Consider the following 24,156-nt stretch of genomic DNA (forward strand, 5'->3'; position numbering starts at 1 on the left):
GTGCCCCTTTCTTTTTAATATTTTACAATGATCCCCTCTTTAAGTATTTCAGAAACTTTTTTTATATACTCCTTTGGAATTCTTTCTTGTGCTTTTATTTCTGTGTATGCGCCAGCAATACGCTTTGTAGCTTTTATTTCTATAAAAACTCCATTTTCAATTAAAATATTTCTTAATAAAGCCTCAGGAAGAGAAATTGAATTTCTACTTACGGTTATAACTACTTTTGGTATTTTATCAACCACAATGCCCCGTACGCTTGTAACAAAAAAGTGCAAGTAAAGACCCTCCCAATATTGCCCTCTTTCTTTCGGTGTTTGATGCTCAAGAGGGCAAACCCCTACCAACACCCTGCCACCTTCTGTTACAGCGTACGGGTTTGTAAATCTCACATATAGTGCATTATTAGTTGTTTTTTTAATAATTTGCCCCCACACAATAGTTCTAATAACTTTTTTTGCATCAATATATATCTTATGCGCATGTAAACACTGAAAACGATACTCAAGAAAAGCTTTTGCTTTTTTAACTACGCCTTTACTTATTTGCCTTGGGCTTAATTCTTTAAGTGTATCATTGTAAAAAACAATAATTTTACAGCTTGGTTTAAGGTAAACTTGAACATCAGCGTTTAAACTATCACTAAAACTATAACTTAACGCAAACTCAGCGTGCTCAATTGCTTCGTCAAAAGACAGTTCGTATTTTTCGGCAAGTAGTTCTATTGCATCAACAATTTGCCCAAAAAATTCTACTTTTTCTTTATCCACAATTTTCTTTATCCACAATAACAGATTTAGCTGTCATTTTCTTTTTTTTGTTATAAAAAGAGTATCTTATAAGGATAAGTCTAACTGTGGTAACTTTATTTTTTTTCTTTTTTCTTTTAAAAAGAAAAAAAAATAAAAAGAAAAGCGGGCAAATTTTTCATAAAGAAAAATTTGCCCGCTTATTTTCTTGAAAAAAATTTTTTTCTTGAAAAAAAAGAAAAATATTTTCTTGATCAAGAAAATATATATATCAAGAAAATATATCAAGAAAAATTTTTCTTTATGAAAAATTTTTCTTGATATATACCTTATTAATATAACAAACTCCCGATTTTGCACATTTATACTTCTTTATTTCCTTTATTTTCAAGGTTTTACTAAAAAATAAGAGTCGTTTTTCTGTCTGGATTAAATGAGTTCCTCTTCGGATTAAATGAGTTCCTCTTCGGATTAAATGAGTTCCTCTTCGGATTAAATGAGTTCCTCTTCGGATTAAATGAGTTCCTCTTCTGGAAATTTCTGTAGATGAGCCGAGGTTTCTCTAAAAACTATTTTAATTCAAGCTCTTTAAGCCTAATTTGAATTGCCTCTTTTGACACACAGAATATTTCAGATAAGGTTTCTACGATGTTTTCTGTTTTTTTGTGTTTATAAAAATATTTAATCACAAAATGTTTTGGCATAAGAATTTCGGACGCAAAAATATCACAAAGTTTTTCCATTCTATTTTTAGCTTTATATGAAAGATTTGTTGCATATGTTGCATATTTGTCATGCCCAAGCGCAATATGTGCAATTTCATGAGCTATTGTAAAAATTTTTCTACCGTCTGTTTGTCCGGCGATATTAACTAAGATAAGATAAGCAGGTTTGTTTTTTATTTTTTTTTTAATGGGCAAAACACATCCACAAAAATCTTGTTCAGCGTAAATAGGAATAACTTCTGCATTGTAAAATCTTGCAATCTTAAGAATATCAACAGGTGGTTCTGTAATGTTATTCTTTTTTAGTATTTGTCTGGCGAATAATCTAACATCTTCATACTTCGTTGTAAATATTTGATGGTGAGTATTATACAATTTGTTTTCACCTTAGAACGCATATTGTGATTTGTTATATTTTATCAGAATTTTATCAGAAAAAATCATTCTTCATTTTTTTGCCTTTTTTGGCTTTGATTTTTTTTGAATGTTTTTAAAATTGTTTCAATTGCGGTAATAATACTATCAAGGCTTTCTGCTGGAAGTTCTCTTAAACTTCTCATGAGCGTGAAAACAGATTGTTTTTCTAAAAATTCATTAAACTCTTCAGGAATATAGCCTGCTTTTAACAAATATTCATCAACATTTTTATGCAAAAGATGAGCGATCTTAATGACATCTATTCTACTAAGTTGAGCTTTTCCATCCAGAACTTTTTGGATAAGTTTGTAATTAATTCCAAATTTCTCAAAAACAGAAGGGTTGATGCCTTGTATGTCCTTTTTTAACATTGAAATAAATTCTTCTGGCATAGAAATTTCTGAAACAATTTCGTCTTCACTTTTAAGCATTAACCTATGTTTTAACTCGTTAGGTGCTTTAATCTGTGTCAATAAAAAAAGCATTTTTTCTCTGATTTCCTTTTCATGTTTAGCATCTTTTGCTAATACCTTTGCAAGTTGCACGAGTAGCTCTTCAGATGGAATACGAAGTCCTTTTTCAATATATGAAATATGAACATAATTTACGCCTACTTTTTTTGCAAGTTCTTGCAAATTTAAGCCTTTTTCAAGCCTAAGTTCCCGTATGAATTTTCCAAGTCTTAGTTCTGGAGTAATCATTTGGTTACCTCTTTTGCTTATATATAAAAAAACAGTAAAAAAATATAACATAAAATTGCAAAGCTTGACAAATCTTTTTTGATATGTTAAATTAACATAACAAGATATGTTATAATACATATGGAGGGAGAGATGACAAAGCAAGAAAGGCTTGCAAAAAAAGAGACAATAAAAGAAATGATTTTAAACTTGCGTGCGCAAGGCAAAAGGTATGAAGAAATTGCAGTGGAATCGGGAGTAAGTATAGACACATTGCGACGAATACTGTATTGCAAAAAAAACATTCCAGGCCAGATAACAATCAGAAAAATTATAAATTATTTGAGCAAAAATGCGTAAAAAGGAGGTAGCTGTTGGAAATTAGCGTTGATGATGTAAAGATAGTAAGCGAGGAATATTTGATGAGCAAGCTTGGGTTGAGCAGAAGCTACATAAATAAACACGCAAGGGCAATGGGAGTAATAAAGAGAAAACCAAGAATGTTTTTTTTACATGAAGTAATTAACTTTTTGCACGAGCAAGCAGAGCGCAGTAAAATGAAGGCAATGCAAAAGGAGGTATCAAAAAATGTAAGGCAGATGCAAATAAAAAAAATGTTTGAAGAAGTTCAAAAGAAAAATTTGAAAGAAAAAAGGAGGTGACAGAAATGAAAAAAAAGAAAGCAATACATGAACAATACGACGAATACCAATATGATGAAGATGAGATATGGGAAAAATACATGAGAGAACACCAGGAAGAAGAGCAGGAAATGAAGAGAGAGCTTAAAAAAAGGGTAAAAAAAAGATATAGAAAATAGTTTTTATTTTTTTTAGACAAAATATAACATAACTTGTTATATATGTATAAAAAATGAAATGCCAAGGAGGGAAAAATGAAAACAAAAGCAACAGTAAAAAGCGTAATAACGCAACAGGAATGGCAACAAATATCAGACGTATATATAAATTTTCCAGGCATGCTGCGACAAGTAAGGTATGCAATGCAATATTCAGGACGAATGATATCAAACGAAGACATAGAGTATGAAGCGATAATGATTGTGGCGGAGGCACTGCTCAAGTGCAAAAATGAAAAACAATGCAGTAGTTGTGCGTTTCTAAAGTGCAGCACATTTGAGGGTGCATTACAGCGTGAAGCACAAAGAAGATTTCAAAAACAAAAGGTTTCAAACAGAAAATATGCCATAGTCCCGTATATAGAAAACGATGACGGCGACAACGGAGAAAAGCACAGACTTGCGACATACAAGAATCCAAGATATACGCATCAACTTTGCGTTGTTGGAGATGTGGATGGAGAAGATGTGGATGGAGAAGAAGAATTCAGACAAGAGAGAGAAGCATTGAAAGAAAAAATAGAGAGATGTGAAACTTTGAGCGGCAAGGAAAGAAAAGCGTGGGAGTTATTTTTGGCCGGATATGACATACAAGTTGTAATGCAGAAGTTGGGTTACGCAAAAAAACAAGGCGTGTATATGTTGATCAAAAGAAGTTTAATCAAAATTAGGAGCGAGTATGGTGTATAAAACCACAGAATGTCCATTTTGTAAGGGCAAAGCAAGAGTTTTCAAATATATTACAATATGTACTTCGTGCAACAGGAGTATCCCGTTAAAACAAGACAAAGAAGAGGCAATAGATGCAGTAATAGTGACAGATTCAAATGTCGTTTTTGAAAATTTTGCGAAAGTTATACAAAAAACATATCGTGCGCAAATAGTTGTTCCACCTATGTTTGAGCGAAATGAGAGGGTTTTTTTCTTTTATACAAAAAAAATCAATGAGAACCTGTTTTTTCGTGTTTGCAGCGATATCATGTCTGTGTCTCAGAACATATATGTGTATACGCATGATGAAGAATATTTTTTAAGTTTTTTAAAGAAGGGCAATATACACAAGGAACTGAAAAAAATGATTTTTCATTCCTTTGAAACAAGTATATTCGCCCTTAAAAACTCCATAGAAAAATTGCCTGCAGAGCTAAAGAACAAACTACTGGACGATTTTCTTGCGTCGTATTTGCATGTCATTTCTGACGAGGTATCGCTTTCGGCATGTGAAGAGATTTTACGGCAAAAAACAGATGCAATTTTTAATTTTATTTTGAAGTAAGGAGGTTGTAATGTCTGAGTACATAAAAAAATATGAACGCCTTTTAGGGCAAGATTTAATCAAAAAGGGCAAGAATTATTTTGCTCTATGTCCCTTTCATGCTGAAAGTAATCCGTCCTTTTGTATATATCCTGATACAGGACGGTTTCATTGCTTCGGGTGTGGGAAAAGCGGTAACTTTGCGGATTTTCTGCGACTAATTAAAGACCCAGAAAAAGAACCAAAAGATACAGAAGATGAAAATGTTCAACCAGGAAGAAAAAAAGCGTCTCCTGATGATTATCAAAAACATATTGAATACATATATTTTTCACCCACAGGCGAAAAATTATATGTAAAGCATAGATATGAAAATCCACGCAGAGATGATATTCCTAAGAAAACATTTTTGATTGAGTTTTATGAGGGAAATAAAAACAAGAATTTACATTTTTATGGGTTGCCTGCTTTGCCTGCACTTAGTGAAAACCATGAAACAGAGATTTGGTTTGCAGAAGGAGAAAAGTGTGTGGAGGCGATACTGATGGCAATGGAGCAAAGTGAACAAAACTATGACGCTGTAGTGCTGGGATATGTGTTTGGCGATAAAGAATTTGAGTCCTTAGTTAGCTTGTACCCTGAATTTTGTAAATTATTTATCGGCAGAAAATCCGTAATTTTTGCTGATAACGACGAAATAGGCAGAAAAAAAGCTGAAAAAGTTATTGAATGGCTTAAGAAATTGAAGGTTAAGAAAATAGATATAGTTCAGTTTAAGAATTACAGGCAAGGGTTTGATATCGCAGATTTTCTTGAGGAGCATACTCTTTCTGATGCACTCATTCTTTCCGAAAATGTATTTGAAAAAAGAATGTTTTCGGGCTCTGTGTACGACTTTATTTCAGAGGAAGATGAGACAGAAGATGTTCGGATAGGAGGAAACTTTCAAATTACCCAGGGCGTAATTACACTCTTAGCTGGAACAGGTGGAGTGGGGAAAAGTATGTTAAGCATATATTTAGCTTGCGAGCTGCTTTTTGAAGGGAAAAATGTTATGATAGTTTCGTTAGAGGATTCCATTCGGCAAATTAAAAAAAGATTTCGTCATATTTTTCATCGTTTTTCAAAAAAAATTCCTGAAAACTCAATTCTTACGGTTGTTGAGTATACAGATTCAGATGAAAACATATCTGAGCTATTAAAAGATGCTTTTACTGACCACGATGTGGTTTTCATTGATCCAATTGCTGCGTTGCTAAGAAACGAAAATGATAATTCAGAGATTGCAAAACTTGTTAGAACCTTAACAACTATTGTCCAAAAATACAACAAAAATCTAATTCTTGTGCATCATACGAAGAAATATTTGATGGGCAATTCAAAAGACAGAGAGTTAACCAAAGAAGATTTGTATGAGGCTGTAAGGGGAGCATCTGCGCTGGCAAATGCAGTGAAGCACATTATGCTTGTTCGTAGGTTAAAGGAAGATATACGGCATCTTGAAGTTATTACGCTAAAAAACAATTACTTTCACCTGAATAATGATTTCATTGTAAAGAATATTCTTGATTTTGATTCAGAGTTGATTGCACCTATTGAGCTTGTTCCTTTTGTTTTTAGCGCAGATACTACAGACATTGACAAAAAACAAGTAAAAAAGAAACAGAAACCGAAAAACAACGAAAACATGCAAGGGTTGTATAAGAAAGGAGTTTCTTTTGATTTTGAAGAATAAAAAACAATATAATGTTTTTGCAGACAAAAAAAGGCTTATGCCCAAAAGCATTGACAGGCTGGCAGTTTTTACAAAAAAACAAGAGCATTTTACGATATATGGGAGTTACAAACTTTCTAAGCCTCTGTCGCAAACCGATAGAGACATCTTTGATGCAATTGCAGCCACTGGTGTTCATGGAGAAAAAGATGGACAAAAGGCTTATTTATTTGACTTTTCTGAGGTCTTAAGGTTCCTTGGGCACAAAAATCATGCTAATGATACATGGTTAAAAGAAAAACTTAAAAGTCTTGCCGAGATTGTTTTGACCATCAAAACAGAAAGATATGAGATAATTGGGCATATTGTTTCGCACGTTATAGTTTCTTATAAACCAAAAAATTTACCAAAAAATCAAAGCCGATTTAGACAGGGGTATTTAGCACTAATTGTTTTCTCTAAAGAGTTTTCAAAGCTATATGAAAAAGACTATATTATTTGGGCAACGCCCAAAATAGTTAAGGCAATCATTGACCTGCCACATGATTTTTTGAAAGCGATTGTTAGGTTTTGTTTAACGCACGAAGAAATAAATATGACACTTGAATCTATTCTTGAACTGATTGGATATAGTGGCATTCAAAAGAGATATTATAGAAAAATCAGAAAAACTCTTATTGAATATGCAGAATATTTTTGGGAAAATTTTGCAATTAAAGTCGTTAAGAACAACAGCAACGGAGTCATTATTCTTTATAAAAAAAATTCAAAACTTATAGCAATTGATTATAAGCCTGAATAGATGTTGTAGTTACCATTTATATCTTTTTTTTAAGAAAAACTTTTTAGGAGAAGTAAAGAGATGAAACAACTTATACTTTGTGAAAAACCGTCTGTTGCTCAAGATTTCGCAAAAGGACTTGGTAATAATTTTATAAAAAAAGATGGGTATTTTGAAAACAATAAATATATTATAACTTGGGCATATGGGCATTTATGTGAATTAAAAATGCCTGACGATTATGATCCTAAATTAAAACAATGGTCTTTACAAACACTTCCAATTTTTCCTCAAAGATTTGAGTATAAAATTATCAAAGAAGGTGCAAAGCAGTTTAAAATAATAAAAAATTTATTAAATAAAACTGATGTATCTTCTGTAGTTATAGCTACTGATTGTGGTCGTGAAGGTGAATTAATAGCAAGGTTAATATTAAATCTTGCAGGTAATAGAAAACCAGTATATAGATTCTGGACATCAGAAGCATTACAACCTCATGTTATTCAAAGGGAAATGCAAAAATTAAAACCTGTAAAAGAATTTGATAGACTCTATCAGTCTGCATTAGCCAGACAGTGGGCAGATTGGTTGGTAGGTATTAATGCAACGAGAGCGGTAACAGTAAAAAACAATAACGAATTATTTAGTGTTGGAAGAGTTCAAACGGCTATATTAGCGTTATTGGTTGAAAGAGAAAAAGAAATAAAAAATTTTAAGCCACAAAAATATTGGAATGTTTTAGCGATATTTAAAAGGAGGCAAGATGAGTTTAAGGGTGTTTATGTTAAACAAATTCAATGTAATGACAACGAAGAAGAAGTGGAAAATGAGACTAATAAAGGGATTAATTCTCAGTTTGCAATTACAAAAAAAGATATTGCAGAGACAATTGCAAAGGAAGTTCAAGATAAAACTGCAGTAGTAAAACAAGTGACAAGCAAAATATCATCTGAAAAACCACCTTTACTTTTTTCTCTTACAACTTTACAGCAAGAAGCAAACATATTGTATGGTTTTACTGCAGAAAAAACGCTTGAAATAGCACAATCTCTTTATGAAAAGCATTTACTTTCTTATCCACGAACAGAGTCTCAATATCTTGATCCACAGTATGCAGGAATGTGTAAAAGAATACTTGAACAAATAAAATCCTACATAAAATTTGACATTTCAAAATGTAATTTAAATAGTTCAAACAAAAGAATTTTTGACTTATCAAAACTAACCGATCATCATGCATTAATTCCTCAGGGAGTGCCAAAAAGTGGTCTTTCAGAAGATGAAAGGAAAGTTTATGATCTGGTTTGCAGAAGATTTATTTCTGCTTTTTATCCTGACTGTAAGTTTAGGAATACAACAGTAGAAATAAAAGTTGACAATTACTATTTCATAGCTAAAGGCAGAGTTTTACTTGATGCAGGCTGGAGAGAAATTTATGGTGGACTTAGGGCAGATGAGGTTTTACCTGAGCTTACTCAAGGAGAAAAGCTTACAGTAAAAAATGCCGAAATAGTTGAAAAGCAAACCCAACCACCACCAAGATATACGGATGCAAGTATTTTAAGTGTAATGGCTAATGCTCACAAAGTAGTAACCGATAAAGAGTTAAAGAAAATTTTAAAAGAAAATGCAGGTATTGGCACTCCTGCCACACGAGCACAAATACTTTCAACACTTTTGAAAAGAAAGTATTTAACTAAACAGGGCAAAATTTATATTCCTACTTCTAAAGCGTTTCATTTAATAGATATACTTGATGGAGAAAAAGTAGCATCAGTAGAATATACTGCTTTATGGGAACAAGAGCTTGAGAAGATTGCGAGAGGAGAAAAAAAGGATATTTCAGAGTTTTTAACTGCTGTCAAAGAATATGTGCAACAGTTTGTTAATAAAATTAAACAAGAAAAACAGGTTTATCAAGGGGAAGTTACTGTTAAGCCTAAAAAATACAGAAGTATCAAAAGGCAAGATAACAACGAAAGAAGGGAGGTGAAAAAGAATGACAAAGACAGATTTCATTAGCACGGTTGCAAAGAAAAGTGGCATTACTAAAAAAGATGCAATGAAAGTGGTAAATTCTGTCCTTGAGACAATCAAAGAACTTGCAAAAAAGGATGACACTTTGAAACTGCCAGGATTTGGCACATTTAAGGTTGTAACAAGGAAAGCAAGAAATGCCAGAAACCCAAAAACAGGAGAGCTCGTAAAAGTGCCTCAGAAAAAATTACTACGATTTACACCTACTTTAGAGTTGCGCAATTTATAACACTTAAAAGAGGTAAGTGCAACCCTCCTTGGCAAGAGCTATCAAAAAAGCACAAAAAAGCACTTACCTCTTTTTTTTAAGCTTTACTACTGAGAAGTTTTCAACAAAGATATGAATGGTTACCTGCGATACTTATATAAGTAATAACAAAAAAGAAAGGAGAAATAAAATGTATAACAAGGCAATTCTACTTGGCAATCTTACAAAAAACCCTGAGACAAGACAAACTCAGTCTGGAACATTTGTTGTTGTTATGCCAATAGCCACTAATACAAAATACAAGCAAGGAGATGAAATCAAAGAAGAAACGCTTTTTATTGATGTTATTGTTTTTGGTAGTCAAGCTGAAACATGTGCACAGTATTTAAGTAAAGGCAAAACTGTATTGGTTGAAGGACGATTAAGGGAAAGAAAATGGGAATATGAAGGGCAAAAAAGAAGCAAATTTGAGATTATTGCAAACACTGTGAAGTTTGTGGGCGGCAATGGGAACCGAGAAGACAAAAAGGAAAAAACATCTGTAAGCAATAATTCTTCTGCACAGAAACCGTCTTTTAATTATGATGATCTTGAATACGAACCATTTTAATGGAGGAGAAACTTATGTCTTTAAGGCTTTCTGAAAAAGAAAAGAAAAGGCGTGCTGCGATAGCAACAGAAAAGTTTGAAAAGGATGAGATTAAGAAAAAGAAATACAGTTGTATTTACTGTGGTACAAAAACTTACAATTCTAAAAAAATTTGCGCATTATGCGAAAAAGGCATAACAGCGATTTATAATGCTATCAAAAAAGAGGGCAGTAAATGATAAAGCTGTTTGTTTTATCTATTGCTATTGTTTTAGTTTTCATTGATTTGGCAAATACAGATGTTTCAGATTCAGATCACACAGACATTAACCAATGCTTTATAGATGCAGGCAATAGATATGGAGTGCATCCAAATCTTCTCTGGGCTATCGCAAAGGTAGAGTCAAGGTTCAATCCTTATGCTATTAATAAAAACGCTAACGGTTCTTATGATATAGGGATTATGCAGATTAATTCATCATGGATACCTGTATTAAAAGCATATGGCTTAACGGACCCAAGGCATCTTTGGAATCCTTGCTATAACATTCATGTAGGAGCTTGGGTTCTTAGCCAGTGCATTAAAAAATTTGGATATACATGGGACGCAGTGGGTTGTTACAATGCAAGTTCAAAAGTAAAGAGGGTTAGATACAGTCAAAAGGTGTGGAAGGAGTTGCAGCCTTATCAGTCTTATATCAAAAAAGAATAAAAAGAAAGGGGTGGATTATGTTTCAAAGTGAAGATTTTAAAAAATGTTTTCAGTGGGAAATAACAATTTTAAAAGAAGATGGGGGACAAGAAAGTTTTTTTGTTTGGGCGGACAACTGGCAGGATGCAATTGAAGAAGGAGTGCATATGCTTATACAACAAGAACAAGCAACAGGGTGCAAAATTGTTAATGTAAAAAGAAGATATAGAGATGAAATGGATTAACCATAAGGTAGCAACTTTTTCGGTTGTTTATTTTATAACACACGATGTGATTTCTTCCGTTTTTGCTATGGTAGGCAGTATTTTTCCTGATGCCATTGAGGGGCATAATTATGCAAGTGAAAGATGGAAGAGAAATCATAGAAGATTAAGCCACTGGTTTTTAGGATACTTTATTGTTGCCTCTATTTTATGGTTTATGGTGAAAGCAAAGACAGGTATTAGTATAGAGACTGTATCTTTTTCTCAGTTTCTTTCTGTTTTTAAGGTAATTAACTCTGAAACTCTGATTTATTTTATGTTTTATATTGGTTTTTTCTTTTGTTTTGGCTGTATTTTACATATTCTTGAAGATTCGTTAAGCTCCAGTGTTCCATTGCTGCATCCGACAAAAAGAGTATTTGGGTTAGGATTAATTCCGACAGGATCATTAGTAGAGTATTTGATAAGTTTTGGTTTGGCAGCTTTCACATTTTTTTGTTGTTTTTAATAGTTTTGAGGTTACTTTTTAGTCATATTTTATATGACACTTTTTCTTACAGATAAAATTCAAGAAGCTATTGATTTTTTAAAAGCCAATGAACCTGCTGAGGGCTATACGGTAAAGTTTTCAGGTGGTAAAGACAGCATTGTTACATATGATTTGGTAAGAAAAGCAGAGGTAAAGCATCGGGTATATTACAATTTCACCACAATTGATCCACCAGAACTAACGAGGTTTATCTTGAAGTATTATCCAGAAGTAAAATGGTTGCGTCCGTTAAGAAGTTTCTTTGAGTATGTTAAAAGAGTAGGACCACCAACAAAACAAAAAAGATGGTGTTGTTCAAAGCTTAAACATAGAGTACTTAAAGGTTCAAAGCATATAGTTTTAGGAGTGCGTGCGGAAGAGTCATATAAGCGTGCAAGAAGAGAGAAAATAAATTTAAACACTGAAACAAAGACGATTGATTATTATCCGATTTTTTTCTGGACAGAGGCAGATATATGGGACTATATTGAAATGCATAAACTGCCATATCCATCTCTTTATGATGAAGGCTTTTCAAGGCTTGGCTGCGTAGTATGCCCATTTATTTGCAGAAAGGGGGTTTTAGAGTTACACAAAAAGAGATGGCATAAAATATATGTTTTATTTGAGAAAGCAGTAGCAGAGTATTATGAAAATAAAAAAGAGTGGTATATAGAGCATGGAGTGTATTCTGCAGAACAACTATTGGATGCCTGGTATAACAACAAAAAGTCAATAATTAAGAATAAAAAGAAAGATCTGGAGGTGATAATAATTGAGCTTGAAATTTATACAAATGGAAATACCAGACATTATAAAACATTTCAGAAGGTTTCGTGAGAAAGACATTAAGTTTTTCATAAAAAATAAAATAATAGAATTTCCATTAACTGAGGAAGATTTTATAAAGCTTTCTGCGATTCATAGCGTTTGGAGAAGAGAGTCTTTTATTAAACTACAACTTTCAGGGTATAAAAAAACTACAATTAAAAAAATAGTTGAACAATCAAGAGTAAATTGCAACAATAAGCTTTCCTCATGGCTTTACACAAGACTAAAGGAAGCAAAAGACGCTAACAAAAAAATACACGCAAAAACTTTAATTAGAGAAGCCATAAGAAGATTTAATTTAAATAACACATATTTTGTTAAAAAAAACATAGCCCTTGAAATTAAGAGGATAAGAATACAATTAAGAAAGCAATTTTCAAAATGTGACAAATCGGGTGCTTGTATATAGAAAATGTGACAAATCGGGTGCTTGTAATTAAACATTATTTAAAGGTAACCAATTTCATTTAGGTAAACAAGGTAATTTTTTTTACTTAGGTAAACAAGGTAGCCAATTTCATTTAGGTAAACAAGGTAACTTTTTTACTTAGGTTACTTGAGTTACTTGAGTTACTTTGGTGACATAAGTTACTTAAATAGTTTTATTTAAACTTTTAAAAAAAGGGGGGGTAGAAAAATGGAGAAAGAATCTAAAATTAAAAAAGCAAAGGTTTTAGGGATAGACATTGGTTTTGGTCATACTAAGGTTTATTCTGATGGGGTAAAGTATAAGATACCAACGCAGATTGCTTATGTGTCTGAAGATGCAAATATGGAAGTAGAAAAAGTAAATATAGCAGGCAGAGAGTATGTGTTAGGCAGAGATACGAAGTATTCTTCTTTTAGAATAGAGATTGCGACAGTTGAGGAACTGATAAGGTATGCACCTGCTTTTTTAAAGCATATTCTGGACAAGTTTGGTGGGTTTGACATTATTGTATCTGGTTTACCACCTAATTGTAAGTTTTATGCTTTAAAGTTTCAAGAAAGCCTTAAAAGCGTTGCAATGAGTTCTGAAGTAATTGTTTTACCTCAAGGACTTGGAATTCTATATGATGTAGTAAGCACAGAAAAAATAAGTGGAGATACTATGGTAATAGATGCTGGATATAATACTGTTGACTGTCTTGTGGCAGAGAGAGTTGATAATACATGGAAAAAGAAGATAGCTATAACGCTTGAAGGGTATGGAGTAATAAAAGCTGTTGAGTTTATGAGAGCAATTTTACCTGAAAGGTTTGCTATAGTGAAGAACTGGTCTGCAGCAAGATTACTTGAAGTTTTTGAAAAGGGATATATGCATTTTGAGACAGAAAAGATAGATTTAAAAAATTATAAAACTGAGGCAATTTTAAATTACTCTGAGATTTTATTTTCAAAGATAAAGCAGGAGTTAAAAGATTTTTATAAAGATGTTGAGTTTATTATTCTTGCTGGCGGTGGGGCATATTATTTAGAGAGTAAAGTTTTAGGAAGCAAAGTATATATACCCAACGAGCCAGAGTTTTCTCAAGCAAGAGGCTATTATGTTGCAGGGCAAAGATAGAAAAATAATAGTATCAATTAAAAATGAAGAAATTTACAGAGCATATTCTCTTCTTAAAGGAATTAATAGAATTGTTATAGAGACTTTATTTGGATTACTTCTTCAAAAAGTGTCTCCTGTGGAACTTCAACAGGTATATATAAAAAGTGGAGAAGATGCACTTGTAAGATTTATCAAAGAAAAACTTGAAGAGACAGAGAGGGTTAATGAAAGCTTTAAAGTTCAAAAACTTCAAAACAACAATGATATAAAAATAGATGCGTCTGGCTTTTGGGAATAATTTGGTTACTATGATATCTCTTATTATAAGAGGAGGAAAATGAATATTGTAGATTTTTTTGATGTATCAAAATATTTTGGTGGAAGCTATGTAAATTTTTTTAGTGTTCTATTTAACACTTTTTTAAATGGGTGGCTTGCAAGAGCGTTAGGATTTATTTGTCTTGGTTTTTCTTTGTGGTTCTGGATAAGAAGAGATCAACTTTTAGCAGGAATATGGTTTTATTTGTTTGCATTTCTTTTTGCTTATGGATGGATATTTGCCAGGCTTTTTGGTTTTTTTGGGGGTAAGTAATGAGCCATAAAGATTCACCAATATATGTGACAAATCAGGCAACAGAAAAAGTTACGAATCTTTTTGAAGCGATAAGCAACATTGAATATACTGCTGCAAGTGAATCGTCAGGTCAAACAATAGATTCTGAGTTTTTTACGACAAAGCAATGGGTAAAATTTGTTGAAGTAGGGATTAAAGCATCTTTAGTGTCTGGGTTATTTACTGCGCTAATGAGCCCTATTATGATGGGGGTTTTTGAGAAGATCATTCCTGTTTTTGGCAGTTATTCTACAAGCATTGTGGATGAAATATATATTTTTTTTCTATCTATAGGCTTTTCAATTGGTTATGCAATTTTTATTAGCAAAGTAGGGAAATTTTGGAGAAAAAAATATTCAATAACAAGAAGTAAAATTAAGAGTTTATTGTTTAGCTTAACAGTTGGGTCCTTCATAAAAGCGTTTCTTATTTTTTTGTTGTTTCATTATATTTATGTAAAGCTTACACCAGAAACAATTGACAAAATTGCATTTTTTTTTGATAAAGGGCAAATAATTAAAGCAATAGTGCATATTGATTCAAGCGATTCTGTAAGAACATTTTTAACTGAATTTAGAAAGGTGTTTATTCCTGCATCATATTTTGTTGTTTTTACGAGCTTTCTCTTTGTAGTTATTTCATGGAGAAGGGTAATAAAAAACATTCTTATTGAGTGGCTTTATGGCGAAGAAGAACTTGAAGACTAAAAAACAAGAAAGGGGGTAAAAAAACATGGCAGAAGACAGAACGCAAAGGATTGTGGAAAGAAAAGTAAGCCTTGCAAAAGAGGCAACTTCATGGGTAGTTCGTGCTACGACTGTTGACACAAAAGTTGCATTAAGAATTGCAAGGAATGCAGACAGGGGCATTAGAATTCTCAGGCAGGGCTTGTTATTTAGGTTTAATGCTGATGAAGTTTCGGAACTTCTACAAGAGTATTTTGAGGCAGTAAGAAGGCTAAATGACGCTGCGCAGAAAATTTGTGAAAAAGCAGGGATTCCTTATGTTCCACCGAGAGAGCTTATGCCAAAACAAGAGATGGATAAGGACACAAAAGTTGACAAAAAGATGGAACTTGCTTATGGTAGTGATGGCGATGAAGACGACATAAAAGTGTAAGACAAACTAAATGACACACAAGAGGGTAAATCCTCTTGTGTGTCAAAATTTAGCACTTGACAAACTTTTAGAAGTTTTATAACTTTAGAATATAATTTCTCACCAATAGGTGACTCTCTTTTGGAGAGGTATGGCAATCCTGCCATAAATACTACCACAAACACAAATAATCATTGTTAAATCCATTAATTTTAATTAAATCCAAAAATAAAAAAAGGGGGTGTTTTATGTATTTAACTGCAACTGCATTAAAAACCTATTTAAGTTGTCCTTACAAATTTTATTTATCGCACATTAAAAAGTTAAGGAGAAAAGTTCCGAAGGCAAGCATTGCTTTTGGAACAACAATTCATGCCAGCATTGAGAAATTTTTTATTGAAGGGATTTCACCTGAGACAACATTTAGAAACATATGGCAAGCTGAACAGGAAACAGAGTATGAGTACTCTAATGGAGACACACATACCATATTACTGAAGATGGGTGAAGAAATTCTTAAAAAATGGAAAAATCATCCTGATACTCCAAGAGAGTATATCTCTGTTGAAGAACAGAGGTATATTGAAATTGAGGGAAAGGTTCCTTTTTGGAGCACGATTGATTTTGTGGGAAAGGATATGTTACTTGACTGGAAAACTGCTAACGCAAGATATTCAGAACACAAGGTAAAGTTGGATTTGCAATTAACAGCTTATGCTTATGTTCTTGCAGAAACCGAGAAGACTCCAGAGCGTGTAGGTTTTGGAGTATTTATCAAAAAGAAAAGTCCTGAGATTCAGTATTTATTTGCAACAAGAACAGTTGAAGATTTAGAAAACTTTAAAAAAATTGTGTTAAAGGTTTGGAAAGACATTGAAGAAGAACATTTTTACAAAAATCCAGGAGTATCATGTGCGTGGTGTGATTATTTGCCTATTTGTATTGGTGAAGATGCAGATGTAGAAGAAAAGTTCATAGTAGTTTCTGATAGGTATTCTGATAAGCATATTGAAGAGTAAATTAATCTCGCCATTTAATCTTATCTCTTAAATTCAAACCAAAACCACTTCTTTTATCTTTTATTTAACTTAAAAAAAACAATTATAAGGAGGGATATTATGACAACATTAATTAGTGAGTTATTTGTTGATGATGTTTTTATTGATGGTGGAGTAATCACAGAAAACACATATGAATGTCCTAATGAATGTCCTAATGAATGTCCTAATTGTGGAATAGTAATCACAGAAAACACATATGAATGTCCTAATTGTGGAATAGTAATTAAAGTTGCGCCTAACAGAGGATACAATTCACAGAGGACAATTTTAACTGTGGTAGAGAGCCAAAATTATAATGGTAAATACACAATTTATGGTCTTTCTGATGGCTCTCTGGGTTGCAATTGTTTATCTTTCCTGTTTCAAAGAGGAGTTAAGTTAGACAGAGGAATCGTAACTTGCAAACATATTAGGTCTTACATCAATTCATCATCATTTAGGGAAGCAACATTAAAGACAAACTTTAAGAAAATAACGGAGTGGCAAAAGGTGCTGATGAAAAAACTTGGTATCACTCCTCATGAGCAACTTAGCAAGGAACAAGCATATTGGATTATTAATGATATTTTAAGCAAGATAGGTGTTAAATACAAAGATTTTGTTTCTCTTATTAAGGAAAACCCTAAGTATGAATTATTGCCTTTGTATTCATTCGGTGTAGAGCTGGAAGGGTTGGTTAAAAGTAGAACAGAGCTTAATGAAAAGCTTAAAGAGAAAGGGTTTAAGACCCTGCTTACAGGGTATAACCATGAAATGGGCAATGAGCTTTGGAAGCTTGGTGACGATGGCTCAGTAAGGAGGAATATGAGCAATGAAGAACAAAGAGAATATCAAAGCGTTGAGGTCACGAGCCCAAAACTGTTTGGTAATGAAGGATTTAATGCAATCAAAGAAGTATTATCTACGTGGAATAAGATAGGTGGTGCTGTTAATAGTTCGTGTGGCTTTCATGTTCATGTGGATGCGTGGAATTACACTCTTGATGATTTAAAAAGGCTGTTACTGGTGTGGACAAAAATTGAGCCAGTAGTTTTTTATTTTGTTGCTCCAAGTAGAAGAGAAAACCGATATTGCATTTCATTAAGAAAAAGTCAGCATTTTGTCGGGAAAGTGCTTGCAGGTTTTGCAGATTTGGGAATAAACAGAGATCAAAGATATTATGCTCTTAACCTGAGGGCATTTCAGGAGTACAAAACAGTTGAGTTTAGATTACATCATGGCACTCTGAACTCAACAAAAGTTATAAACTGGGTGATCTTTTGTTTAAAATTAATTCAAAAAGTAAAAGAAGGGTTGAAATATTCAGACTTTTCTGAAAACCCTACAGTAGAAGAAGTTCTTGATAAGTTAGGAATTACCAAAAATGCAATTCCACTGGTTGCTCAGGCAAGACAGTTCCTTTTAGAGAGATATAACCTTTTCTCAACAGATCAGGAATTTTCACTACCTCAGCTTGATGTTGATCTTATAAAGCGATACAGAAACGAGAAATTAGAGAGTATTTATTATAATCCTGAACTGGCTCTTAGCGAAAGAGATTCTGCATTACCTACAAATCATATCAACAATCTTGCATCAATTCTAAGAACCACAAATGGCATTCTGAGAAGAAAAATAATTGCATGGGAAAATATTGTTCAGGAGTCTGAAAATACTTATACTGTTACTGTTCCTTCTCCGAGAGAGTATATCTCTGTCTCTGTTGATGACTCATCTTGCTCTGAACAAAGGTATAAGTGTACGGTTAAAGATAATGGAGAGATTTGGTGCAACTGCAGAAGTTTTTTAAGAAATGGTCACAAATGTATTCATTCTATATCTCTTGCGAGAAAATTGATTATTACAAAAGAAGTTGAAAGAGAATTGTTTTCGTATTAACAAAAAGGCACACCATTTTGGTGTGCCTAATTCTTTAAAAGGAGGGTTTTATGTGTAGATTGTTTGGCTTTATAGGCAATGTTAATGAGGAAATTATAAGAATTTTAAGAGGGCTAATATTATCAGAAGAAGCCAGCAACCCTCATGGAACAGGGATTTTGGTTGCAGATAAAAGAGGATTTAAAATTCAAAAGAAAGGATTAAGAGGGTTGCATTACATTGCACAAGGTTTTGCAGATTTTTTGTGGAACGAAAAAGGGCATAAAATTATCATGGGGCATGTTAGATACAAAACTACAGGAGAGCAAAGTGACAGAAACGCTCATCCTTTTGGATCACAAGCTAACAATACATGGTATTGGCTGGCACATAATGGAGTTCTTGGTGGCAAAATGAAAGAAATTGCACAGCAGTTTGGAGCTAATAAACTCTCTGATGCCAAGGTTGATTCAGAGCTTTTTTTGAGAAGTATCACAGCTTTATTAAGGCAAGGAGTATCACTTGAAGATGCTATTGAGAAAGTAACTTATGAGGTCTCATCGGATGGAGATTTTGCCTTTACGCTTTTGTCTCCTGATGGTTTATATTTATGGAGAAATGATGCAAGACCGTTAAATTTAATTTTTTACCGAAATTCTATTTTTTATGCATCTACTTTGGAAATGTTCAAGAAAGCAAGTCATATTGCAGGTTTGAAGACAGAAAAGATTCAATATCATGAGGTTCAGGTTTTTAAATTATACAAAATTACTTTCAAAGGAAAAGAAAAGAAAGTTTGCTATGAAGTAGTTAGGGAGCTCAAAAGTAAACCAAAGAAGACAAAGAAGAAAATTTCTGGTTCGTATGCAGACTGGGTATGGGATGGAACATATTGGAGACAAATACCTAATAATAAACACAATAAACAATATTCAATCATATCAAATAATTCTAAGTACAGGCACTTGCTTGAGCTTAATGTTGAAGAACTTACAACAAGACAATTACAGTCTGTGATGGAGCGACTTACAGATTTATATTACAATGAAAGAACAATTCCTGAGGAAGACAGAATTGAGATTGAATCTAAGCTGGTTGAACTTGAGTACGAGCTAAGTTTCAGAGAAAGGTTCTTCGGCAGTGATAACAGTGATAATGAAGATAATGGGGGAGTAAAAAATGGAATTAGAGATGAAGAGCCTTTCTAAAAATGAAATGATACTTTTTTTAAAAGACAACAATTATAGTAGCACATTACCAAACAAGATTAAGTGTTTTGGTTTCTATAATAACAACAATCTTATCGGTGTTGCTGGGCTATACAAAATAGCCTGGCACACCACAGAAATAAGAAGTATCTGTGTGAAACACAATGAAAGAGGAAAGGGGGTAGGGAAGATAATAATCAGGATGTTACTAAACATTATAGATACTCCTCTTGTATCTGCAACAGTGGTTAAAGAAAATGTGGCAAGCTTAAAGGTTTTTGAATTCAATGGGTTTAACACGGTTTGCAAATTTGTAAACCGTGTTACAAAACACGAACTTTTTTTGTTAATAAGGACTATAAACTTAAATAAGGAGGAGTAAATGGGGTATATAGTAATAAAGTCAAAAAAAGACAAAAAAATAACTATTAACAACAAATTTAGTTATTTCTTTCTAATCAGTGACAGTATATACAAAAAATTACCTGTAGAACAGCTTTTTGATGTTATTGAAAAAAATGGAACAGAAACCGATATTGAGGAGATAAAAAAACTGAGTTTTGGTTTTTCAAGGAATTAAAGAATCTAAAAGCCAGAAAAACAATATTGTTTTTCTGGCTTTTTTTATTGAAATGTTACTTCTTTGTTGTCATCTGTTAGCACTTTTGCATTTTTTATGATTTCTTTAGCCACATCTTCTGAGGCACCAGCCATCTGCAGAGCTCTTATTATATCTTTCTGCATTCTTATTAATTTTTCTTGTTCTTCTTTTGTAAGTTCTTTTACCATTGTTATCACTCCTTCCTTTTTTATAAAGATAATATAAAAATAACTTAGTGAACTTCATATTGTCAAGATGACTATCAAAATTTAGCACTTGACAAACTTTTAGAAGTTTTATAACTTTAGAATATAATTTCTCACCAATAGGTGACTCTCTTTTGGAGAGGTATGGCAATCCTGCCAAAGCCAAAAAATCTTTTTAAAGGAGGTTTATATGAAGATTTTTATTTCATATCAAGAGATGTTACAAAAAAACATTAACGTGTTTGATTTCATTAAGGTTGTAGAAATGATTGGATATGATGTTAGAGTTGCAAACAATGGATTAGTGGTAGCTACCACAGTAAAGAAATTTCAAAATAAGGAAATTGTCTTTTGGGAAATGAAGAATGATATTGAAACATTGATGAATTATTTTTGATTGTTTAATAGTTAATAGGACAACCTCACTTGTGAGGTTGTCCTATATCTTTTTTCCTACCTTTTTCTATCCATTCATTTCATTCCTTTAATTTTATTCAATATTCAATATTCAAATTTCAAATAATAGCACCTTTGGTGCATAAAATAATAATTTAAAGGAGGTTTTTTATGTTTTACACATTTTATTCAAAAAACTCAGGAATGGAAATTACAACTGCGGTACAGGGAGGTGAAGGAAAAATCTTTCTAAGGTTTTTTACTTTTGGAAATGGAAATGGAAATGAACAAGGAATTTTTATGGTTGATGTAAAGGAAGCATTTAATATTATGTTGATTTGTAACACAATGGTTAAGGGAAATCTTAATCAACACAAGTTGATTCACAAAACAGACAAAAATGGACAGGAAAGAATTGCTACTTTAATATTTGAAAAGTGGCAAAGAAATGAAAAAACAGGTTTTGCGATAGTCTTTAAAAGAGAAGAGAATGGATCAGAGAAAAAAATTAATGTTCCTTTTAACAAGGCAGATTTTTTATATTTCGCAGAGTTAATGAGACACATTAGTGTTGCTTTGCCATATTCACTTGAAAAACCAAGAAGACAAACACAACATCCACCTGCACCTGTAGAGAAAAGCGAAGATATTGATTACATAGTAGAATAAGGAAATAAAAAAAGCCTGAAGCAGTGATGGGTTTAAACCTGTCACTACTTCAGGCTTTTTTTATTTCAAAAAGCACGCTTACCATTTCATCATAACTTTTAAACCCAGCCATGTGAATGCATTGCTCTGTAATTGAATAAAGCGCTGGAGCTCCAGGAATACTAAGACTGCAAAGCTTTTTTACCAAACCAGCATTTATTAGGTTCTCAAGAACTTTTTCGCTGTCTATGCCACCTCTTGCACTGTCTATTTCCTGTTTTGTGCAAGGCTGTTTTGCACAAATTATTGCAAGCACTTCAAATGCTTGTGCGCTAAGTTGTTTTTTCTTTCTATATTCATCAGGAATGTTTTTTGCATAATCAGGCTTAATAATTAGCATAGCAGAGTTTTCTGTTATAGATATATCAAGACATGTAGGGTTTAAATACTCTTTAATTTCCTGGATATGAATAAGTAATTCTTCTTTTGTAATAGAAATTTTATTTGCAATTTCATTTAAATATAATTCTTTATCTGCTGATGCAATTATTGCAAGAATAAGATTACTCAGATGAGACAACATATTTTTTTCTTTTTTCATTGCTAAAGTTTCTTACAATAATTTCTGTTATTTTGTTTTCTATTGCTTGCTCTGTTATTTCTGTGTTTTCTATGATTAACTCATCAATTGCTTTCTTTTCATAAAGCTTCCTTTCATGTTGACTCATAGATGACTTTATTGCGTTTACTATCGCATGACCTTCTTGTGTAAGTTCATACTTTTTAGATACATCATTTCTATGTAAAGTTGACTTTACTACTTTCTGCGGGACACGCTGTACATTTGAAATTGGTGTTAAATTTTCAGGTATTTTAATGTTTAAAGCATATTCATTGGCAATTCTTGAATAATACGCTCCTACAATCTTTATATATCCATCTGCAAGCATCTCTTTTAACGCAGTTTTAATAGTCGTAAGAGAACACCCAGAAAGAAAAGCAAAATCAGAATAGCTTATTCTTGCAGATGCCTTGCCTTCAAGCACTGTCTTTGAAAAAATAATATCATACAAAACACACTTTACAGTATCTTTTAGTTGTGGATAGATATAATCAGTTTTGTAAACTGAAAGCGCAATTATTTCTTTTATATCAACCATCTTAATATCTAAGAAACACACAGTAACCACTTCCACCTTTCTCCTCTGATGTCTATTAATTTTAACTATACACACATGACTACTCATAAATACTTGTTTAAGGATATTTTTTAATATAATGAACATTATATTAAAGAGTTAAAGATAATATTTGTTAAAAATAAAATTTTTTCTCCTCTATGGTAAAACATGTAGAACCTATACATATTTTTTCATTACTTAGATTGCTTAGAATGGCTTTTAAGGCGTTTTTAGGTAAAGATAAATAGTAAAATATACCCTGATGAATTTAAGTGGCTAAAAAAGGCTTTTACAAAAACCACTTGTTTTTAGTAAATCACTTACTTTTTCTACTGCTTTTTTAAGATGTTCTTGCAATGCATGCAAATATCTTGCAGTTGTTTTTATTTGACTGTGACCCATAACTTCTTTAACTTCCATAATGCTTGCACCTGCAAGAAGTGCAGTTGTTGCAAAAGTATGTCTTATCATGTTTGGAGATACCCTTTTTTGTATGCCTGCTTTTTTTGCTGCAGCACGAAGAGATTTTTTTATTGAAATAACAGGCTTATCTGTGTTAGAAAAAACCCATTGTGATTTTCTATTTTTATAAAGCTCTTTCAAAATGTTTATAGCATCTTCACAAAGAGGAATAATTCGCTCTTCACTTGTTTTTGGTTTCCAACCAGCCTTGCCTTGCACTTTTACTGTTTTGGTATAAAAATCAACATCGTTCCATGCGAGATAAGCAAGCTCAGCAGGGCGCATCCCAGTAAGAACACCAAATAAAACTCTTTTTTTTGTTAAAGCACAAGTTATATTGTCTATCAACGCCTTAACTTCAGATGGAGTTAAAAAGGCATGTTGTTTTTTTGGCTCTTTAAGCATTGGATATTTTTTTATAGAAGACCGAACAATAATTCCTTTATCAACTGCAAAATTGATAATCTTTCTTACAATAGATATGTGAATATTTACAGTTCTGTTGCTTAATCCTTGATTTTTTTTTAAACCTTGATATTCAATTAAATCTTCCGTTGTTATGTCATTTATATATTTGTTTTGAAAAAAGGGAAGTATATGTTTATTTATACTAATTCTTTCAAGTTCGTTAGTTTTTTTTGCCTTAACTTTACTGCAATAATCCAGATACATCTCAGTCACAACCTCAAATGGTACAGGTTCATCTTTAATTTCACTTGCATGAAGTTTTTTTAGTCTCCATTTGGTTTTTAATTCTTCCTCTATACGCTTTGCTTCCGATTTTGTATCTGCAGCCTTTCTATGTATCCTTACTCCACCAATCCTTATGTCAATATACCATGATTTTCCTCTCTTATAAACTGCCATGCTTATTTACACCCTAACTTATTTTTTTGCCCACATTTTTACCACATTTTGTTTTAAAATGTCAACCTGAAAAGTGTCTGGAGAGTTGATATTATTGGCGGGGTGGACGGGACTTGAACCCGCGGCCTCTTGCGTGACAGG

General features: G+C 32.5%; 34 protein-coding genes and 1 pseudogene. 28 read left to right on the plus strand and 7 right to left on the minus strand.

What is annotated here, in order from left to right; translation table 11 throughout:
* Window positions 1–14: 14 nt before the first annotated feature.
* The 3 genes from ACYQ3X_RS10195 to ACYQ3X_RS10205 all read right to left on the minus strand — a co-directional run bounded on the left by ACYQ3X_RS10195 (window position 15) and on the right by ACYQ3X_RS10205 (window position 2,643).
* Entirely contained in the window at window positions 15–770 is a 756-nt protein-coding gene (locus tag ACYQ3X_RS10195; RefSeq protein WP_460181731.1) for a hypothetical protein, read from the minus strand.
* Window positions 771–1,318: 548 nt separating this feature from the next.
* The gene (locus ACYQ3X_RS10200; protein ID WP_460181732.1) at window positions 1,319–1,849 is read right to left on the minus strand and encodes an ImmA/IrrE family metallo-endopeptidase; all 531 of its coding nucleotides are present in this window, start codon (window positions 1,847–1,849) and stop codon (window positions 1,319–1,321) included.
* 65 nt (window positions 1,850–1,914) lie between these two features.
* Window positions 1,915–2,643 carry a helix-turn-helix domain-containing protein gene (locus tag ACYQ3X_RS10205; protein ID WP_460181733.1) on the minus strand — a complete coding sequence of 243 codons (729 nt, stop codon included), beginning with the start codon at window positions 2,641–2,643 and terminating at the stop codon, window positions 1,915–1,917.
* Between the two features lie 81 nt (window positions 2,644–2,724).
* Between ACYQ3X_RS10205 and ACYQ3X_RS10210 the strand changes: the two genes are divergently transcribed.
* The 26 genes and pseudogenes from ACYQ3X_RS10210 (at window position 2,725) to ACYQ3X_RS10335 (ending at window position 20,234) form a co-directional block, all read left to right on the plus strand.
* Entirely contained in the window at window positions 2,725–2,931 is a 207-nt protein-coding gene (locus ACYQ3X_RS10210) for a hypothetical protein (RefSeq protein ID WP_460181734.1), read from the plus strand.
* A 14-nt stretch (window positions 2,932–2,945) separates the two neighbouring features.
* On the plus strand, window positions 2,946–3,233 hold the full coding sequence (locus tag ACYQ3X_RS10215; protein WP_460181735.1) for a hypothetical protein: 288 nt from the start codon (window positions 2,946–2,948) through the stop codon (window positions 3,231–3,233).
* A 5-nt stretch (window positions 3,234–3,238) separates the two neighbouring features.
* Window positions 3,239–3,391 carry a hypothetical protein gene (locus tag ACYQ3X_RS10220; RefSeq protein ID WP_460181736.1) on the plus strand — a complete coding sequence of 51 codons (153 nt, stop codon included), beginning with the start codon at window positions 3,239–3,241 and terminating at the stop codon, window positions 3,389–3,391.
* A gap of 75 nt (window positions 3,392–3,466) precedes the next feature.
* Window positions 3,467–4,120 (plus strand): hypothetical protein, encoded by a 654-nt coding sequence (locus ACYQ3X_RS10225; RefSeq protein WP_460181737.1) that lies wholly within the window; start codon window positions 3,467–3,469, stop codon window positions 4,118–4,120.
* Entirely contained in the window at window positions 4,110–4,706 is a 597-nt protein-coding gene (locus ACYQ3X_RS10230; RefSeq protein WP_460181738.1) for a hypothetical protein, read from the plus strand. The genes ACYQ3X_RS10225 and ACYQ3X_RS10230 overlap by 11 nt, the downstream gene beginning before the upstream one ends.
* A 10-nt stretch (window positions 4,707–4,716) precedes the next feature.
* Window positions 4,717–6,150: pseudogene (locus ACYQ3X_RS10235) on the plus strand (AAA family ATPase); the annotation flags it as partial.
* Between the two features lie 259 nt (window positions 6,151–6,409).
* Window positions 6,410–7,201, plus strand: a complete 792-nt coding sequence (locus ACYQ3X_RS10240; protein ID WP_460181739.1) for a hypothetical protein — start codon at window positions 6,410–6,412, stop codon at window positions 7,199–7,201.
* A 60-nt stretch (window positions 7,202–7,261) separates the two neighbouring features.
* Window positions 7,262–9,202, plus strand: a complete 1,941-nt coding sequence (locus ACYQ3X_RS10245; RefSeq protein WP_460181740.1) for a DNA topoisomerase 3 — start codon at window positions 7,262–7,264, stop codon at window positions 9,200–9,202.
* A complete protein-coding gene (locus tag ACYQ3X_RS10250; protein ID WP_460181741.1) occupies window positions 9,180–9,446 on the plus strand; it encodes an HU family DNA-binding protein in 267 nt (88 codons plus the stop codon). Before ACYQ3X_RS10245 ends, ACYQ3X_RS10250 begins: the two co-directional genes overlap by 23 nt.
* A gap of 169 nt (window positions 9,447–9,615) precedes the next feature.
* Window positions 9,616–10,035: a single-stranded DNA-binding protein gene (locus tag ACYQ3X_RS10255; protein WP_460181742.1), complete on the plus strand. Its 420-nt coding sequence runs from the start codon at window positions 9,616–9,618 to the stop codon at window positions 10,033–10,035.
* A 14-nt stretch (window positions 10,036–10,049) separates the two neighbouring features.
* Window positions 10,050–10,253, plus strand: coding sequence for a hypothetical protein (locus tag ACYQ3X_RS10260; protein ID WP_460179794.1), 204 nt, complete (start codon window positions 10,050–10,052; stop codon window positions 10,251–10,253).
* Window positions 10,250–10,726: a lytic transglycosylase domain-containing protein gene (locus ACYQ3X_RS10265; RefSeq protein WP_460179795.1), complete on the plus strand. Its 477-nt coding sequence runs from the start codon at window positions 10,250–10,252 to the stop codon at window positions 10,724–10,726. Before ACYQ3X_RS10260 ends, ACYQ3X_RS10265 begins: the two co-directional genes overlap by 4 nt.
* 17 nt (window positions 10,727–10,743) lie before the next feature.
* Window positions 10,744–10,950, plus strand: coding sequence for a hypothetical protein (locus ACYQ3X_RS10270; protein ID WP_460179796.1), 207 nt, complete (start codon window positions 10,744–10,746; stop codon window positions 10,948–10,950).
* Window positions 10,937–11,437 carry a metal-dependent hydrolase gene (locus ACYQ3X_RS10275; RefSeq protein WP_460181743.1) on the plus strand — a complete coding sequence of 167 codons (501 nt, stop codon included), beginning with the start codon at window positions 10,937–10,939 and terminating at the stop codon, window positions 11,435–11,437. Before ACYQ3X_RS10270 ends, ACYQ3X_RS10275 begins: the two co-directional genes overlap by 14 nt.
* Before the next feature lie 33 nt (window positions 11,438–11,470).
* Window positions 11,471–12,298 carry a phosphoadenosine phosphosulfate reductase family protein gene (locus tag ACYQ3X_RS10280; protein WP_460179798.1) on the plus strand — a complete coding sequence of 276 codons (828 nt, stop codon included), beginning with the start codon at window positions 11,471–11,473 and terminating at the stop codon, window positions 12,296–12,298.
* Window positions 12,255–12,698: a hypothetical protein gene (locus ACYQ3X_RS10285; protein ID WP_460179799.1), complete on the plus strand. Its 444-nt coding sequence runs from the start codon at window positions 12,255–12,257 to the stop codon at window positions 12,696–12,698. Before ACYQ3X_RS10280 ends, ACYQ3X_RS10285 begins: the two co-directional genes overlap by 44 nt.
* Window positions 12,699–12,926: 228 nt before the next feature.
* Window positions 12,927–13,835: a ParM/StbA family protein gene (locus ACYQ3X_RS10290; protein WP_460179800.1), complete on the plus strand. Its 909-nt coding sequence runs from the start codon at window positions 12,927–12,929 to the stop codon at window positions 13,833–13,835.
* Window positions 13,816–14,115 carry a hypothetical protein gene (locus tag ACYQ3X_RS10295; RefSeq protein ID WP_460179801.1) on the plus strand — a complete coding sequence of 100 codons (300 nt, stop codon included), beginning with the start codon at window positions 13,816–13,818 and terminating at the stop codon, window positions 14,113–14,115. The genes ACYQ3X_RS10290 and ACYQ3X_RS10295 overlap by 20 nt, the downstream gene beginning before the upstream one ends.
* Window positions 14,116–14,154: 39 nt before the next feature.
* A complete protein-coding gene (locus tag ACYQ3X_RS10300; protein WP_460179802.1) occupies window positions 14,155–14,409 on the plus strand; it encodes a hypothetical protein in 255 nt (84 codons plus the stop codon).
* A complete protein-coding gene (locus ACYQ3X_RS10305; protein ID WP_460179803.1) occupies window positions 14,409–15,137 on the plus strand; it encodes a hypothetical protein in 729 nt (242 codons plus the stop codon). Before ACYQ3X_RS10300 ends, ACYQ3X_RS10305 begins: the two co-directional genes overlap by 1 nt.
* Window positions 15,138–15,162: 25 nt before the next feature.
* Complete coding sequence (locus tag ACYQ3X_RS10310; protein WP_460179804.1) at window positions 15,163–15,549, plus strand: SGNH/GDSL hydrolase family protein; 387 nt, start codon at window positions 15,163–15,165, stop codon at window positions 15,547–15,549.
* Window positions 15,550–15,776: 227 nt separating this feature from the next.
* The gene (locus tag ACYQ3X_RS10315) at window positions 15,777–16,547 is read left to right on the plus strand and encodes a RecB family exonuclease (RefSeq protein ID WP_460179805.1); all 771 of its coding nucleotides are present in this window, start codon (window positions 15,777–15,779) and stop codon (window positions 16,545–16,547) included.
* A 99-nt stretch (window positions 16,548–16,646) separates the two neighbouring features.
* Window positions 16,647–18,467 carry an amidoligase family protein gene (locus ACYQ3X_RS10320; protein WP_460179806.1) on the plus strand — a complete coding sequence of 607 codons (1,821 nt, stop codon included), beginning with the start codon at window positions 16,647–16,649 and terminating at the stop codon, window positions 18,465–18,467.
* Between the two features lie 50 nt (window positions 18,468–18,517).
* Window positions 18,518–19,654, plus strand: coding sequence for a class II glutamine amidotransferase (locus ACYQ3X_RS10325; protein WP_460179807.1), 1,137 nt, complete (start codon window positions 18,518–18,520; stop codon window positions 19,652–19,654).
* Entirely contained in the window at window positions 19,626–20,036 is a 411-nt protein-coding gene (locus ACYQ3X_RS10330) for a GNAT family N-acetyltransferase (protein WP_460179808.1), read from the plus strand. Before ACYQ3X_RS10325 ends, ACYQ3X_RS10330 begins: the two co-directional genes overlap by 29 nt.
* Window positions 20,037–20,234: a hypothetical protein gene (locus ACYQ3X_RS10335; RefSeq protein WP_460179809.1), complete on the plus strand. Its 198-nt coding sequence runs from the start codon at window positions 20,037–20,039 to the stop codon at window positions 20,232–20,234.
* Window positions 20,235–20,278: 44 nt separating this feature from the next.
* Here the strand turns inward: ACYQ3X_RS10335 and ACYQ3X_RS10340 are convergent, their stop codons facing one another.
* The gene (locus tag ACYQ3X_RS10340; RefSeq protein WP_460179810.1) at window positions 20,279–20,443 is read right to left on the minus strand and encodes a hypothetical protein; all 165 of its coding nucleotides are present in this window, start codon (window positions 20,441–20,443) and stop codon (window positions 20,279–20,281) included.
* 208 nt (window positions 20,444–20,651) lie between these two features.
* Between ACYQ3X_RS10340 and ACYQ3X_RS10345 the strand changes: the two genes are divergently transcribed.
* Together ACYQ3X_RS10345 and ACYQ3X_RS10350 are read left to right on the plus strand one after the other, a co-directional pair.
* Window positions 20,652–20,858, plus strand: coding sequence for a hypothetical protein (locus tag ACYQ3X_RS10345; RefSeq protein ID WP_460179811.1), 207 nt, complete (start codon window positions 20,652–20,654; stop codon window positions 20,856–20,858).
* A 170-nt stretch (window positions 20,859–21,028) separates the two neighbouring features.
* The gene (locus ACYQ3X_RS10350; RefSeq protein WP_460179812.1) at window positions 21,029–21,526 is read left to right on the plus strand and encodes a hypothetical protein; all 498 of its coding nucleotides are present in this window, start codon (window positions 21,029–21,031) and stop codon (window positions 21,524–21,526) included.
* A gap of 49 nt (window positions 21,527–21,575) precedes the next feature.
* Here ACYQ3X_RS10350 and ACYQ3X_RS10355 read toward each other — a convergent pair whose 3' ends face one another.
* The 3 genes from ACYQ3X_RS10355 to ACYQ3X_RS10365 all read right to left on the minus strand — a co-directional run bounded on the left by ACYQ3X_RS10355 (window position 21,576) and on the right by ACYQ3X_RS10365 (window position 24,015).
* Entirely contained in the window at window positions 21,576–22,106 is a 531-nt protein-coding gene (locus tag ACYQ3X_RS10355; protein WP_460179813.1) for an SMC-Scp complex subunit ScpB, read from the minus strand.
* The gene (locus ACYQ3X_RS10360) at window positions 22,069–22,701 is read right to left on the minus strand and encodes a hypothetical protein (RefSeq protein WP_460179814.1); all 633 of its coding nucleotides are present in this window, start codon (window positions 22,699–22,701) and stop codon (window positions 22,069–22,071) included. Before ACYQ3X_RS10360 ends, ACYQ3X_RS10355 begins: the two co-directional genes overlap by 38 nt.
* Before the next feature lie 261 nt (window positions 22,702–22,962).
* Complete coding sequence (locus ACYQ3X_RS10365; RefSeq protein WP_460179815.1) at window positions 22,963–24,015, minus strand: tyrosine-type recombinase/integrase; 1,053 nt, start codon at window positions 24,013–24,015, stop codon at window positions 22,963–22,965.
* Between the last annotated feature and the right edge of the window lie 141 nt (window positions 24,016–24,156).

It is taken from the genome of Thermodesulfovibrio sp. TK110 (assembly GCF_054658355.1).